General features: G+C 67.0%; 11 protein-coding genes and 1 tRNA gene. 6 read left to right on the top strand and 6 right to left on the bottom strand.

The features are described from left to right. Positions 1 to 119: 119 nt before the first annotated feature. Positions 120 to 1,529, bottom strand: coding sequence for a zinc-dependent metalloprotease (locus IU452_RS00895; protein ID WP_195106931.1), 1,410 nt, complete (start codon positions 1,527 to 1,529; stop codon positions 120 to 122). Between the two features lie 50 nt (positions 1,530 to 1,579). On the opposite strand from IU452_RS00895, the gene IU452_RS00890 reads away from it, so the two are divergent. After that, positions 1,580 to 2,605 (top strand): PDZ domain-containing protein, encoded by a 1,026-nt coding sequence (locus IU452_RS00890; RefSeq protein ID WP_195106930.1) that lies wholly within the window; start codon positions 1,580 to 1,582, stop codon positions 2,603 to 2,605. A gap of 114 nt (positions 2,606 to 2,719) precedes the next feature. Here IU452_RS00890 and IU452_RS00885 read toward each other — a convergent pair whose 3' ends face one another. Then, entirely contained in the window at positions 2,720 to 3,316 is a 597-nt protein-coding gene (locus IU452_RS00885; RefSeq protein ID WP_195106929.1) for a PPA1309 family protein, read from the bottom strand. A 190-nt stretch (positions 3,317 to 3,506) separates the two neighbouring features. Here IU452_RS00885 and IU452_RS00880 point away from each other — a divergent pair, with 190 nt between their 5' ends. Then, positions 3,507 to 6,503 carry a UPF0182 family protein gene (locus IU452_RS00880; protein WP_195106928.1) on the top strand — a complete coding sequence of 999 codons (2,997 nt, stop codon included), beginning with the start codon at positions 3,507 to 3,509 and terminating at the stop codon, positions 6,501 to 6,503. 176 nt (positions 6,504 to 6,679) lie between these two features. Here IU452_RS00880 and IU452_RS00875 read toward each other — a convergent pair whose 3' ends face one another. Next, positions 6,680 to 7,228 carry a transglycosylase family protein gene (locus IU452_RS00875; RefSeq protein ID WP_195106927.1) on the bottom strand — a complete coding sequence of 183 codons (549 nt, stop codon included), beginning with the start codon at positions 7,226 to 7,228 and terminating at the stop codon, positions 6,680 to 6,682. A gap of 626 nt (positions 7,229 to 7,854) precedes the next feature. Between IU452_RS00875 and IU452_RS00870 the strand changes: the two genes are divergently transcribed. Next, positions 7,855 to 7,928: transfer RNA gene (locus IU452_RS00870), tRNA-Met, on the top strand. A gap of 79 nt (positions 7,929 to 8,007) precedes the next feature. On the opposite strand, the gene IU452_RS00865 is transcribed toward IU452_RS00870, so the two are convergent. Then, positions 8,008 to 8,991, bottom strand: coding sequence for a YafY family protein (locus IU452_RS00865; RefSeq protein WP_324192373.1), 984 nt, complete (start codon positions 8,989 to 8,991; stop codon positions 8,008 to 8,010). A gap of 62 nt (positions 8,992 to 9,053) precedes the next feature. Here IU452_RS00865 and IU452_RS00860 point away from each other — a divergent pair, with 62 nt between their 5' ends. Beyond that, a complete protein-coding gene (locus tag IU452_RS00860; protein WP_195106926.1) occupies positions 9,054 to 10,424 on the top strand; it encodes an FAD-binding oxidoreductase in 1,371 nt (456 codons plus the stop codon). Here the strand turns inward: IU452_RS00860 and IU452_RS00855 are convergent. Together IU452_RS00855 and IU452_RS00850 are read right to left on the bottom strand one after the other, a co-directional pair. Then, complete coding sequence (locus IU452_RS00855) at positions 10,377 to 11,255, bottom strand: NAD-dependent protein deacetylase (RefSeq protein ID WP_195106925.1); 879 nt, start codon at positions 11,253 to 11,255, stop codon at positions 10,377 to 10,379. The two genes, IU452_RS00860 and IU452_RS00855, sit on opposite strands and share 48 nt — an antisense overlap. An 88-nt stretch (positions 11,256 to 11,343) precedes the next feature. Further along, the gene (locus tag IU452_RS00850) at positions 11,344 to 11,583 is read right to left on the bottom strand and encodes a CsbD family protein (protein ID WP_195106924.1); all 240 of its coding nucleotides are present in this window, start codon (positions 11,581 to 11,583) and stop codon (positions 11,344 to 11,346) included. Between the two features lie 144 nt (positions 11,584 to 11,727). Here IU452_RS00850 and IU452_RS00845 point away from each other — a divergent pair, with 144 nt between their 5' ends. Both IU452_RS00845 and IU452_RS39105 read left to right on the top strand, forming a co-directional pair. Then, positions 11,728 to 12,003: a YggT family protein gene (locus IU452_RS00845; protein ID WP_195106923.1), complete on the top strand. Its 276-nt coding sequence runs from the start codon at positions 11,728 to 11,730 to the stop codon at positions 12,001 to 12,003. 91 nt (positions 12,004 to 12,094) lie between these two features. Then, positions 12,095 to 14,224, top strand: coding sequence for a bifunctional serine/threonine-protein kinase/ABC transporter substrate-binding protein (locus IU452_RS39105; RefSeq protein WP_416382255.1), 2,130 nt, complete (start codon positions 12,095 to 12,097; stop codon positions 14,222 to 14,224). The last annotated feature ends 36 nt before the right edge of the window (positions 14,225 to 14,260 follow it).

Genomic DNA, 14,260 nt, shown 5'->3' with positions numbered 1-14,260 from the left:
CGGTGCAAGGTCACCAACCCTTGATAGCCGCCGATAAACGCGCAATTACCGCCACATGCAGCGGTCCGGTCGAGGGCTTGGAGCGCTGGTTTGCTGACTATTGCCTTGGGTGGAGCGGATCAGGAATGCTCGCCCTCGCCGCCGTCGGCATCGTCCTTCGGCTTCGACTCACCCCGGCGCTGTTCGCGCTCGCGCGCTTCGGTTTCGGCCAGCTGGGCCAGCGGGTCGTCGAAAACGTTTGCCCCACCGCCGATCACGCCGTCGATGAAACCGGCGGGATTGTCCAGATCCTCGGAGCTGGGGAGCAGATCCGGATGCGACCAGACCCCGTCGCGGGCCTCCAGACCCGCATCGGTGGTCAGGCGCCGCCACAGCGTGGCCGCCTCGCGCAGCTTGCGCGGCCGCAGTTCGAGTCCGACCAGCGTCGCGAAGGTCTGTTCGGCCGGACCGCCCGTGGCGCGGCGCCGCCGCAGCGTCTCGGCGAGCGCGCCCGCACCGGGCAGCCGATCGCCGACCGCATCGGTGACGACGACCTCCACCCAACCCTCGATCAGCGCCAGCAGCGTCTCCAGCCGTTCCAGCGCGGACTTCTGCTCGGGAGTGGTCTGGGGCTCGAAGGTGCCCTGCGCCAGCAGTTCCTCGAGCTTCGACGGGTCGGTGAGCATCATCGGGTCGATGCCCTGCGCGGCCTGCTCGATGGCCGAGAAGTCCATGCGGATGCCGCGCGCGTAATCCTCCACCGCGCCCAGCACCTGCTGCCGCAGCCACGGCACGTGGGCGAACAGTCGCTGATGGGCCGCCTCCCGGGCGGCCAGATACACCAGGATCTCGCTCTCCGGCCGCTCCAAGCCCTTGCTGAATTCGGTGATCGCCGTCGGCAGCAGCGCGGACGTCCCGGCCGGACCCAGCGGCAGGCCGATATCGGTGGAGGTCAGCACCTCCTGGGCGAGCTGACCCAGCGCCTGGCCCAGCTGCGAGCCGAATGCCAGGCCGCCCATCTGGCCGAGCATGCCGATCATCGGGGCGGCGAACTCCTTCGCCTCCTCCGGCAGGGCCGCTGTCCACATGCCCGAGACCTGCTCGGCAACCGGATCGCACAGGCGCTTCCAGGTCGGCAGCGTCTGCTCGATCCAGTCGTTGGCCGTCCAGGCCGCGGTCTTGGTCGCACCGGCGGGCAGCATGGTGGCGGCATCCAGCCACAGCTCGGCCAGATGTGCCGCATCGTCGACCGCGCGCTGCGCACCCGAGGACACCGGGGGTACGGTCGCGCCCAGCTGCTGGCGGGCCAGCTGCTTGGCGACGTCGTAGTTCACCGGGCCGCTCGACTGCGAGCCGGGCTGGCCCATGGTGGAGAACATTTGGCCCAGCGAGGTCAGCATCTGCCCGAGCGCGGCCGGATCGAATCCCGCGCCGGACCCGCCGATCGAGAACCCGTGCGGGTTGTTCGCGCCCGAGGCCGACGGATCGTCCCGCTTGTTGCGGTCATCGTCGTCGTCACGGTTCGAGAATCCGAAGGGCACGTCACTCATACCCCTAACGCTACTCGGGTGCCAGAACCCGAGCCGCTACTGTTGGCCGGGTGAACCGTCGGATCCTCACCCTCTTGGCAGCCCTGATACCCGTGCTGGTGCTCGGTGTCGTGGGCAGTGCCGTCACGGTGCCGTTCGTCGCACTCGGGCCTGGTCCCACGTTCAATACGCTGGGTGAGGTAGATGGCAAACAGGTCGTCGACGTGCAGGGCGCACCGGTGGATCCGACCGCCGGCAACCTCAACATGACCACCGTCTCTGTTCGCGACGGGCTGAATATCTTCGAGGCGTTCGGGTTGTGGGCCGACGGCCGCTACGGACTGCGGCCGCGCGCGGAGGTGTATCCGCCGGGTATCCCGCGTGACGAAGTCGACAAGTCCAATGCGGAGGACTTCAAGAATTCGGAGAACAACGCCGAAATGGCGGCGCTGCACTACCTGAAGTACCCGACGGTGGTGAAGGTGCGCACCGTCACCGACAACAGCCCCGCCAAGGATCTGCTCCGGACCGGTGACGAGTTCGTCAGTGTGGCCGGGAAACCGATCACCGCCGCCAAGGACGTCGTGGAGACCGTCCGCGCGACCCCGCCCGGGACCGCCGTGCCCGTGGTGGTGCGCCGGTCCGGACAGGAACAGACCGTCGAGGTGAAAGTCGGTGCCCAGCCGGAGGACTCCGGTAAAGGATACCTGGGAGTCACGCTGGACGAGCAGCCGAACGGTCCCGTTCACGTCGACTTCAATCTCAGCGATATCGGCGGCCCGTCGGCGGGCCTGATGTTCAGCCTGGCCCTGGTGGACAAGATGAGCACCGGAAAACTCAACGGCGGCAAGTTCATTGCGGGCACCGGCACCATCGATCCCGACGGCAAGGTGGGCCCGATCGGCGGCATCCAGTACAAGATGATGGCCGCCCGCGAAGCCGGCGCCGAGGCGTTCCTGGTCCCCGCGGACAACTGCGACGAGGCCCGCCAGCGCATCCCCTCCGGCCTGAAACTGGTGAAGGTCGACAACCTCACGGGCGCGGTCCAATCCCTCGAGGCCATCACGACCGGCAAGGACGCCCCGACCTGCGGGTGAGGGATCCCGGCGAAAAGCATGCCGGGAAGTGAGGTTTGCGGCATGCCGGGAAGTGAGGTTTGCGGGCACGCCGGGACCTGAGGCTCGAGCAGGCGGGGACGAGCCCGGCGGGTGCTAGTCCGGCACGTTCTCCAAGGTGTGGCGCAGGGCCTCGATGAGGTTGGGGGCCAGGTTGGGGTAGGTGCGCAGGTCGATGTCGTCGGCGAAGGGGTCGTCCTCGTCGTCCTCAGGGCGCACCTGCAGCAGGCACAGCGAGGCGCCGTCGCGCAGGACACCGGCGAACAGGCGGGCGTCACGCCGGCCCGGATGGGTCTCGGCGGCATCGCGGGCCGCGCGGTCGGCGGCGTCGCGGTCGGCCAGCAGCGGGGCGATCGCATCGTCGAGGGTCTGCTCGGCATCGGGCGGCAGCACCACGATCTGCTGCACCAGGACGCAGCCCTGTACCGCCGGGGGCCAGCTGGTGGTGGCGAGGAATTCGTCGAGCGCCATCTGATCGCGGCTCACATCGTCCGGAAACGGTTCCTGGGCAATCGGAGTCAGCTCCGCCCCGTCGTCGAGCTGATCCTGCAGGGTCGGCTCCGCGGCCACCAGGTCCACGGTGGGGACCAGCGCGAACATCTGCGGCGGCCGATCCCATCCCTCCGCATCGGCGAACTCCGCCACCTCGCGGATGCAGCGGTAGAGGGCGGCGGCCGGGTTGTCCAAAGTCACGCGCGCAGAGTCTAGGGTGCCGATGCGCCACCACGATCGCGGGCCCGCGCCATCGGGCGTTGACGGCAGTAGTGCTGTATTACTAGTCACACGGCGAGGACTGCCGTCCCCACCGGTGCGTTTTACGTAGAGTGGGGCGCGAACGGTCCGCAAGGACCACCCGCAACAACGGAACTGGGAGAGTGGCATCGTGGGCATGCGCCCCCCGACAGGCTTACCTTCGCTGTCCCGACGCAGCCGGGTGCTGCTGGTGACGGCCCTCGTATTGGCGGCACTGCTGCTGATCGGGCCACGATTGACCGACGCCTATACCAACTGGCTATGGTTCGGCGAGGTCGGATTCCGACGCGTCTACACCACCGTGCTGTTCACCCGGATCCTGCTGTTCCTGGTGGTGGCCGTGGCGGTGGGCGCGCTGATCTGGCTCGCGATGCTGATCGCCTACCGCACGCGTCCGGTGTTCGTGCCGGTCTCGGGGCCCAACGATCCGATCGCGCGGTACCGCACCACGGTGATGGGGCGGCTGCGGCTGTTCGGGATCGGCATTCCGGCCGTGGTCGGCCTGCTCTCGGGCCTGGTGGCGCAGTCGAGTTGGGTGACGGTGCAGCTGTTCCTGCACGGCGGCTCGTTCGGCATCAAGGATCCGCAGTTCCACCTGGACGTCGGTTTCTACGCCTTCGATCTGCCGTTCTACAAGATGCTGTTGAACTGGCTGTTCGTCGCGGTCGTGATCGCGTTCTTCGCGAACCTGGTGACCCACTACGTCTTCGGCGGCCTGCGGCTGTCCGGCCGCGAGGGCAACCTCACCCGCCCGGCCCGCATCCAGCTGGCGGTGATCGCCGGACTCTTCGTGCTGCTCAAGGCGATCGCCTACTGGTTCGACCGGTATTCGCTGCTGTCGAGCACGCGGCAGGAGCCGACCTTCACCGGCGGTTCCTACACCGATATCAATGCCGTGCTGCCGGCCAAGCTGATCCTGATGTCGATTGCGATCATCTGCGCGCTGGCCTTCTTCGCCGGGATCGTGCTGCGGGATCTGCGGGTTCCGGCCATGGCGGCGGCGCTGCTGGTGTTGTCGTCGATCCTGGTCGGCGCGGTGTGGCCGCTGATCGTGGAGCAGTTCGAGGTGCGCCCGAACGCCGCCGCCAAGGAGGCGACCTACATCGAGCGCAATATCGATGCCACGCGCCGGGCGTACGGGCTCACCGACGTGCAGTACGTCGATTACAAGGGCAGTACCGACAGCAGGAATCTGGCCGAGCTGTCACCGGCCGACCAGCAGACCATCCGCAATATCCGGCTGCTGGATCCGAACCTGCTGACCCAGACCTTCATCCAGCGCCAGCAGCTGCAGAACTTCTACGGTTTCCAGGATCCCCTGGACATCGACCGCTACGCCATCAACGGCGAGATTCAGGACTACATCATCGCGGCCCGAGAACTGGTGCCGCAGAACCTGTCCGGTAACCAGACCAACTGGATCAACAAGCACACCGTCTACACCCACGGCAACGGCTTCGTCGCCGCACCGGCCAACCGGGTCAATGTGGCCCCGCCGAAGGAGACCCAGCAGGCGGCCTCGGCCGGAGGCAACAGTGCTTCCGCCGGCGGCTACGGCTACCCGGTCTTCAACGTCGGTGACCAGTCGACGGTGAGCGATCTGTTCACGCCCAAGGACAAGCAGGCGATCAAGGTCGATCAGCCGCGCATCTACTACGGCGAGCTGATCGCCAAGTCCGACGCCGACTATGCCATCGTCGGCGGCAACGGCGACCAGCCGCACGAGTACGACACTCCCAACGAGCTGTACACCTACACCGGTAAGGGTGGCGTCCCGATCGGGAACTGGTTCAACCGCTTGGCGTTCGCCGCCAAGTACGCCGAGCGCAACATCCTGTTCTCTGGCGCGATCGGCTCGGATTCGAAGATCATCTTCAACCGCAATCCGCGCGACCGGGTGCAGCAGGTGGCGCCGTGGCTGACCGCCGACGGCAACATCTATCCCGCGGTCGTCAACGGGCGCATCCAGTGGATCGTCGACGCCTACACCACGCTCGACAATTACCCCTACGCGCAGCACGCCTCGCTGGACGGCTTGGTTGCCGACAGCATCGACCAGACCACCGGCCGCATGCTGCCGCGCAAGGAGGTCAGCTACATCCGCAACTCGGTGAAGGCCACCGTGGATGCCTACGACGGCACGGTGACGCTGTACGAGGTGGACAAGAACGATCCCGTGCTGAAGGCGTGGGAAGGCGTGTTCCCGAATGCGGTGAAGCCGGAGAGCGCGATCACGCCGGAGCTGCGGGCGCACTTCCGCTACCCGGAGGATCTGTTCAAGGTGCAGCGGGAGATGCTGGCCAAGTATCACGTCAACGATCCGCGAGAGTTCTTCACCAACAACGCCTTCTGGTCGGTGCCCAGCGATCCGACCTCGGACACGCCGACCAGCGCCAACCAGCCGCCGTACTACGTGCTGATCGGTGACCCGAAGACCGGGAAGCCGGCATACAAGCTCACGAGCGCGATGGTGGGATTCAAGCGGCAGTTCCTGTCCGCCTACATCTCGGTCGGCTCCGATCCGGACAACTACGGCAAGTTCACGGTGTTGCAGTTGCCGACGGATTCGCAAACCCAAGGCCCGCAACAGGTTCAGACGTCGATGACCACCGATGCGCGAGTATCGAACGAGCGGACGACGCTGACCGGCGGCAATACCAACAAGATTAAATATGGCAACTTGTTGACGCTTCCGATCGGCGAGGGCGGCATCCTCTACGTCGAACCCTGGTATCTGGAACGCAATGCCGGGCCCAATACCGCATCCTTCCCACAGCTGGTGCGCGTGCTGTCCAGCAACGGTGACAAGGTGGGCTATCAGCCGACACTGGGTGACGCCCTCAACGACGTGTCGAGCGGTTTGGGCAATGCGGCGACCCAGCAGCCGGGGCAGGCGGCGATCAATCCGTCGCCCAACGCCAATCAGCCCCCGCCGACACAGGGAACCACGCCACCCCCGGTGACTCCGCCGACCGGTTCAGGGGGTAAGGACGCCGCGGTGAGGGGACTCAACGACGCGCTGAAGGGCGTCGAGGACGCCCAGAAGTCCGGCAACCTCGGCCAACTGGGCCAAGCCCTGGAGAACCTCCAGAGGGCGATAGACGAGTACAACAAGGCCGGAGGCTGATCCCGGGAAGGCCGGAGGCCGATCCCTTGTCGGAACGGCGAAACGCGAACGGCGCTGCCATCACCATCGATGGCAGCGCCGTTGCCGTTCGGGCCGCCGCACAGCAGTGTCGTCCTGTCGCCGTACGGCCGCACCGGGGCTCTATTGGGTTCCCCCGCGCGCTTTTTGCGCGGGGGTCAGCGGCCCAGCGTTTCGATCAATCCACTGTTCTGCTGCAGCAGCTGCTGGTACTGGTCGCCGAAGCCGAACTGCTTGGCCAGCTGGTCGCCGGTGGTCTTGGCCTGATCGATCAGGGCCTGGCGCTCGGTGGGAGCCGGGACCGGGACGGCCGGCGCCGGCTCGGGCGTGGGTTCGGGCTCGACGGCGGCCTCGTCGGTGGAAGCGCCCCAGCGCAGGTACTGGCCGCAGACCGGCCAGGCGCCCACGCCCTGGGTGGCGAGCACGTTCTCCGCCACGCGGATCTGCTCTTCCTTGCTGGCATTGGCGGGATTGCCGCTGCCTCCGTTGGCGGCCCAGGTGCTCTGCGTGAACTGCAGACCACCGTAGTAGCCGTTGCCGGTGTTGATGTGCCAGTTACCGCCGCTCTCGCACTGAGCGACGCCGTCCCAGTCGTGGGCCGGGGCGGCGGAGGCGGTGTTGGCCGTGGCGAACGGGACGGCAACAAGGGCACCCGTGACGGCGGCGAGGCCGAGGGCGCGACTGCTGATCTTCCGGTTCTTGTTCATGGTGGTTTCCCTCCCTGCGCCCACCAGCACGGCGGTTGCCCGTCGTGGCCCTGCCCCCAGGAGGTCGGGGTTCCCCGAACCGCGGGGCAGGGCACCGGTGTGCAGCGGTTCGGGTCGGAGCCCATCACGGTTTGATCCGGGCCGAGACAGACCATAACGAACCGATCTCAACAGATCACGTCTTGATAACAGAGAGAATTGCATGAAACGAATAACTGCCGAATCAGCGTCGATGCAGGTTGGCTATGCTGAATTTCAATATTCTGGTCGGTCTGTTATCTACCCGTTATGTGTTCCATATCACTGTGAAATAGTGACGTAGGTCACGTTTTAACGCCCTTGCGTTGGCGTTACGCATGTGCGTGGGGGTGAATCGGACAGCGACATGCGGCTAGGGCCGGGGTAGGGACCCTGAGTGTCTCGGTGTTCCGCGCCCCTCGCGCGCGCCGGGCGTCTCCCCGGAGTTCGCTGGACGCTTAGCCGCGTCTTAAGGTGACCTTCGTCACCGGCGCTGGCAGCAGGCTCATCCGACCCTCTCCCATGATCAACTCTGCGAGCTTGTAAATGCCGTCCGACCAGGCGATTTGCTATCGACTCGAACCCGTGTGTAATGTTGTGTTCACCGACGCGGGGTGGAGCAGCTCGGTAGCTCGCTGGGCTCATAACCCAGAGGTCGCAGGTTCAAATCCTGTCCCCGCTACTAGCGGCCCGGGCCGGAGAAATGAAAGTTTCTCCGGCCCGGGCCATTTTGTTTTCGAACTGCCGGAAAGATGGCCGGATCAGGTTCCCGGCAGCTCCTCGCGCAATCGGCGCAGTCGGTCGGTGACGTCCTCGGATGCCTCCAGCAGGGTGACGTCGGTGTCGAGAGATGCAATGGCGGCGACGTACTGGGTGATCAGTTCGGCGGATTCGCCGGTGAGCCGGACGAGGCAGCCGCGCGGTCCGCGTTGTTCGATGGTGCCCGGGACCTGGGCGAACAGCTTGGCTCGCAACGTGTCCGGGGCGAGGGCGACCTCGAGCCGGGCGGTGTGGCGGTACGTGGCGGTGGCGAGCGATCGCGCCAGGTAGGTCGTGGGGTCCGGAGCCGGGAGCGGGCGCGGGGTGAAGCGGGCGTGTGCGGGCAGTGGGCGCGCGATCCGGTCCACCCGGAATGTGCGCCAATCCCCGCGGTCGACGTCGTAGGCGATCAGGTACCAGCGGTCTTCGAGAGTGACCAGGTGATGCGGCTCGACCCGGCGGGGGCTGCCGGTGCCGGTGCGGGCGAGGTAATCGAAGCTCACCAGGTGATGGTCATGGCAGCAGGAGGCGAGCGCGGCCAGCGTCGCGGGGTCGGTGAACGGGATATTGTGTGCGGGGGCCGCGACGGCCGTGCGTGCCAGCGCGGACAGTAAGGGGCGCAGGCGATTCGGCAGGACGCGTTCGAGTTTGGCCAGCGCACGGACCGTGCTGTCCTCGATCCCCGGGAGGGCACCGGCACTGATCAGCCCGATCGCGACCGCCAACGCCTCCTCGTCGTCCAATACCAGCGGGGGCAGGTTTCGACCGGAGACCAGCCGATAACCGCCCGCGGTCCCGGAGGTGCTGTCGACCGAATAGTCGAGCGCACGCAGCCGGTCGACGTCGCGGCGCAGCGTCCGATCGCTGACGCCCAGCCGGGCCGCGAGTTCGGCACCGGACCACTCGCGTCTGCCCTGTAATAAGGACAGCAGCCGCAGCAGGCGTCCGGGCATGTTCTTGCGCACCGATCCCGATTCCTCGCTCACCTCACCAGATTGCCTGTCCTCGCGGACAAGATGTGGCCGCAAGGGCTCATAGCGTGGATTTCATGAACGATCTGAACAATCGACTCACTGCCCGTGTGGAGGGCCCGGTATATACAGCACAGACCGACGGATACGACGACGAGCGGACCGGCTTCCAACTGCTCGACCCGCACCGGCCCGCGGTGATCGTGGGTGCGACCGGGACCGCGGACGTGCAGACCGCCGTCGAGGCGGCCGCGGCGCATCGTGTCCCGGTCGCCGTCCAGGCCACCGGCCACGGCCTCGCCGCCCCAACCGACGGCGTCTTGATCAACACGAGCCGCATGTCCGGCGTGTGGGTGCATCCCGACGACCGCACTGCGTGGGTGGAGGCGGGTGCGACCTGGTCGGACGTGATCGCGGCCGCGGCGCCGCACGGTTTGGCGCCGCTGTCGGGCAGCCTTCCCGGAGTCGGCGCCGTCTCCTACACCCTCGGCGGCGGCATCGGCCTGCTCGCCCGTCGATACGGTTTCGCCGCCGACCATATTTCTCGCATCGATCTGGTCACCCCGGACGGCCGACTTCGCCGGGTGACCGCCGATTCCGACCCGGATCTGTTCTGGGCGCTCGGGGGCGGCGGCGGCAACTTCGGCGTGGCCACCGGCATGCTGATCGACCTCGTGCCGGTCACCCGAATCTACGGCGGCAGCTTGTATTTCGACGTCGAAGAAGAACCCGGCGTACCCGAGGCGTGGCTGCGCTGGACCGCCGACCTGCCGGAGGAGATGACCTCGGCAGTGACGATCATGCCCTTCCCGGATCTGCCGATGCTGCCGGAACCGTTGCGTGGCAGGCACATCGCCCAGATTCAGATCTCCTACCTCGGTGCACCGGAGGACGGGGACCGGCTGGTGAAACAGCTGCGCTTGCACGGACCGCTCGTGCTCGACACCGTGCGCGACATCCCCTTCACCGAATCGGGCGCGATCTTCGACGAACCGGACCAGCCGCATGCCTACCGATCCCGAAATGCGTTGGTGGACAAGCTCGATCCGCAGGCTCTCACCGACCTGACGAAGACGTGCGGTCCCGCGGCTCCCGTCATGACGGTCGTGGGCGTGCGTCACCTGGGCGGTGCACTCGCGCGTTCACCTCGGATCCCCAACGCAATTGGCCACCGCAATGCCGCCTACAGCGTCTCTGTCCTGTCCCCGGTACCGAACGGTGCCGAGGACACGGTGCGCGCCGCCCACTACGACGCGTTGAAACCGTTCGCCCCCAACACCGTCGGCTGCTCGCTGAACTTCACCTTCGGCGCGCTCACTCCCGACGAGATCCGCTCGGCCTTCGCGCCCGCGGACTACGAACGGCTCACCGGAATCAAGGCACAGTACGACCCGCACGGGCTATTGCGCCCCAACCATCCCATCTCGTCGCCTCAGCGGGTCCGATAGGCGATCGGCGAGCCGGGCCAAGGTTTCCGAGCATCCCGCATCCAGTCGCAGCGTCGCCAGCTCGTCACCCCGGGTGCGCCCGCGATTGATGATGATCACCGGCTGCCCGGATCCGGCGGCCCGGCGGACGAACCGCAGGCCCGACATGACCGTCAGTGACGACCCGGCGACGAGCAGCACCTCCGCCTCGTCGACCAGGTCGTAGGCGGCGGCCACCCGGTCCTTCGGCACGTTCTCGCCGAAGTAGACGATGTCGGGTTTGAGCATGCCGCCGCAGCGTTCGCAGTCGACCATCCGGAAGCTCGCGGTATCGGTGACCACCGCATCGGCATCGGGGGCGACCTCCAGCCCGTCGGTGGTGACGGCCTCGGCGAAGCCCGGGTTGGCGGCCTCGAGCCGGTCGGCCAGGGTCATGCGGGAGATCAGCGCTGCGCAACCCAGACAGCGCACCCGCGCATAGGTGCCGTGCAGATCGATCACCCGGCGCTGGCCCGCCTTGGTGTGCAGCAGATCCACATTCTGGGTGATCAGGCCGGTGATCACGCCCGAGCGCTCGAGGCGGGCCAGCGCCCGATGCCCGGGATTCGGCCGGGAAGCGTCCATGCGCCGCCAGCCCACGTGATTGCGCGCCCAGTAGCGCTGCCGGAAGACCGGGTCGCCGACGAACTGCTGGTAGGTCATCGGCGTGCGCGGTGGTGAATCCGGGCCGCGGTAGTCGGGGATGCCGCTGTCGGTGGAGATACCGGCACCGGTCAATGCGGTCACCCTGCGCCCCGCGACCAGCTCCACCAGCCGATCGAGGTCGGCGTCCCCGGGGTGGGCAGCGGACATGAGTCCAGCGTACGACGGCGGCGGAACCGCACGAAAAACGGTGGGTGTCCGAATCGGACACCCACCGTCTTCCGTGACACCGGCTCGATTACTGTTGGTAACCCTGTTGCCGTGCCTTGTCGATCTCGGCCTCCGCGCGAGCCTTCTCGGCCGCGGCCTCCTTTTCGGCCGCTGTGCGCTGCGACTCGGCCTTGTCCTGTTGGGCGCGTCCCTCGCCTGTGAGATTCTCGTTACCGGTGACGATGCCGCCGGCCTCCTTGACCTTGCCTTTCACGTCCTCGACGACACCCTCGACGCCTTCGCGGGGGCCACTTTTGTCCTTGGACACATCTACCTCCGAAGTCGGACACTGCCGGGACGTCTCTGGCATACCCGGCGAGACGAATCGGAAACGACCGCGGGCAACTTCGATCCGCGCTCGCGCGTTGACACTGTGAGGAGGTCGCCCCGGCCACCCACGAAGGAGTTCGCCATGGACCTGATCGGAACCCTGCTCGGGTATGTGCTGACGGCGTTCCTCTTACTGCTCATCGCCCGTGTGATCGTGGACTGGGCGGAGGTGCTCGGCAATCCTCCGCACTGGGTGAGCCGGGTTCGCCGCTTCACCCATGCCTGGACCGAGCCGGTCATCGCCCCCGTGCGGCGGGTCCTGCGGCCGATCCGTGCCGGTGGGATATCGATCGACCTGGCGTTCACCGCCGTGTTCATTGCGGTGCTGATCCTGCGCTCGATCGCCTTCGCCCTCTGATTCGGGCCTTCGCCGAGAGCGAACCCGCACCTGCGCAACGCTTTCCGTTACGCGCACAACGCCGCGGATGCCGCATACGATGAGATCGTGAATGAGCGGTGCGGGTGAGATGCTGCGCGCTGGTGAGGTTTTCGCCGGGTACGTGATCAAGCGTCAGCTGGGACACGGCGGTATGGGAGCCGTGTATCTGGCGCGACACCCGCGCCTGCCCCGGCTGACCGCGGTGAAGCTGCTGAATCCGCAGTTGTATGCGAACGAGGAGATCCGGGCGCGATTCGAACGCGAGGCGGATCTCGCTGCGCAGCTGGACCATCCGAATATCGTCACGGTGTACGACCGCGGTGTCGAGGACGGCCGGTTGTGGATCTCGATGCAGTACGTGGACGGCCTCGACGCCGGAACCCTCGACCCGCGGACGCTGGCCCCGGAGCGGGCGGTGGAGATCATCGCCGAGACGGCGAAGGCGCTGGACTATGCCCACGCGGTCGGCGTGCTGCACCGCGATGTGAAACCGGCAAACATCATGCTGGCCCGCGGACGGGCGGGGCAGGGTGAGCGAGTCCTGTTGACGGACTTCGGCGTTGCCCGATTACGGGACGAGGAACAGCGTCTGACGCGGCCGGGATCGATCGCCGCGACCCTGGCCTACGCCTCGCCGGAGCAGTTGGCCGCGGTCGCGGTCGGCCCTCGATCGGATCAGTATTCGTTGGCGTGCAGTCTGTTCTGGCTGCTGTCGGGCTCGACCCCGTTCGCCGCGGACAGCACCGCTGCCATGGTCGCCGGTCATATGCAACAGCCACCGCCACCGGTGAGCAGCCGACGCCCCGGCCTGCCGCCCGCCCTGGATGCGGTGCTGGCCAAGGCCATGGCCAAGCGACCCGACGAACGATTCGGATCCTGTACGGAATTCGCCCTCGCGGCGCGACAGGCGTTGACCGAGGCGGCCGGGCACCCGCAGCCGTCGGCGGATCGGCCGATGGGCATCGCCGGTGTGGGTGGATTGGTCATGGCCGCTGTCCTCGCGATCGCGACGGGAATCATGACCGCCGATTCACCTCCGATGGCGAGTTCCCTGGCCCGGACCACCGTCACATCCGGCGCCGAGGCGCAGCGAAGCATTCACGGCCCCGGGCCGATTCAGCCGGTGGTGCAGATCGATGCCCAGGGCGCGCAGGCTCCCGAACTGGACACCGCCGCCACTCCGGCCGGAGACGGCAAGGCGGTCTGTCAGCCCATAGCGATCGCCGTAGCCGCACCCGTCTCGGGGCAGAATTCGAAGCTCGGCGCCACGGTGAGCGGTGGGGCGAGGCTGGCCGTCGACCAATTCGTGAAGGCGAACCCCGGATGCCACGTCTCGCTGCTGCCGTTCGATACCACCGACAACCCGCAGGTGGTCACCTCGTTCGCGCCGCGGATCGCGAACGATCCGTCGATCGTCGCCGTGATCGGCCCGGTCTGGGGCAGTGACGTCCGCATCGTCGGACAATCCTTCAGCGACGCCGAACTGCCGTTCCTGACTCCGACGTCCACCAGCCAGAGTCTGTCCAAAATGGGCTGGCGCAGCTTCTTTCGCGGCCTCGCCGCCTCCAACGTCCAAGGCCCCGCCCTGGCCAGATATCTCGTCGACACTGCGCGCTTCCGCAAAATCTGCGTCGTCAAGGACAACACCGACTACGGTGCCGATCTGTCGAAGGCCGTATCGGGCGCCCTGGGTGCGGTGGCCGATTCGGGCTGCGCGGCCGACATCGCGGTGGGCGAGCGAGATTTCACCGCGGCGGTGAGCAAGGTCGCCGCCGCCGCCCCGGACGCGATTGTCTACGCCGGTGCCTATCCCGAGGCGGCCGTGCTGGTCCGGCAGCTCAAACAGGCCGGGGTCACCGCCGCCTTCGCCGCCCTCGACAGCACCTACAACCCGAATTTCCCTGCCCAAGCTGGAGAGTCGGCCAAGGGCACGATCATGTCGTGTGCGTGCGGACCCTTCCACACCCAATTCACCACCGATTACAAATCCCTCCACGGCCTGCCGCCGGGCGCCTACTCCGTGGAGAGTTACGACCTCACCACGATCGTCCTGAAGGGCATCGCCTCCGGCCACACCACCCGCCGGGCCATGCTCGACTACCTGCGCGGCTACCACGGCCCCGGCCTGGCACGCACCTACAAGTGGACCGACACCGGCGAACTGGCATCCCAGCGGATCTGGATCTACAAGGTCAACTGACCTCCGACCTAGCGTTGCAATCGCTGAATCGGGGAG

Origin of the sequence: Nocardia transvalensis (assembly GCF_015477765.1) — a bacterium.
Lineage (GTDB): Bacteria > Actinomycetota > Actinomycetes > Mycobacteriales > Mycobacteriaceae > Nocardia > Nocardia transvalensis_A.
Note: the sequence above shows the minus strand (reverse complement) of the source record. Positions and strands in the feature narration are given on the sequence as shown.

Coding starts and splice junctions, on each gene's coding strand:
- IU452_RS39105 (WP_416382255.1), top strand. CDS start 12,095: ATGAGCGGTGCGGGTGAGATGCTGCGCGCTGGTGAGGTTTTCGCCGGG.
- IU452_RS00855 (WP_195106925.1), bottom strand. CDS start 11,255: ATGTCCGCTGCCCACCCCGGGGACGCCGACCTCGATCGGCTGGTGGAG.
- IU452_RS00845 (WP_195106923.1), top strand. CDS start 11,728: ATGGACCTGATCGGAACCCTGCTCGGGTATGTGCTGACGGCGTTCCTC.
- IU452_RS00895 (WP_195106931.1), bottom strand. CDS start 1,529: ATGAGTGACGTGCCCTTCGGATTCTCGAACCGTGACGACGACGATGAC.
- IU452_RS00875 (WP_195106927.1), bottom strand. CDS start 7,228: ATGAACAAGAACCGGAAGATCAGCAGTCGCGCCCTCGGCCTCGCCGCC.
- IU452_RS00860 (WP_195106926.1), top strand. CDS start 9,054: ATGAACGATCTGAACAATCGACTCACTGCCCGTGTGGAGGGCCCGGTA.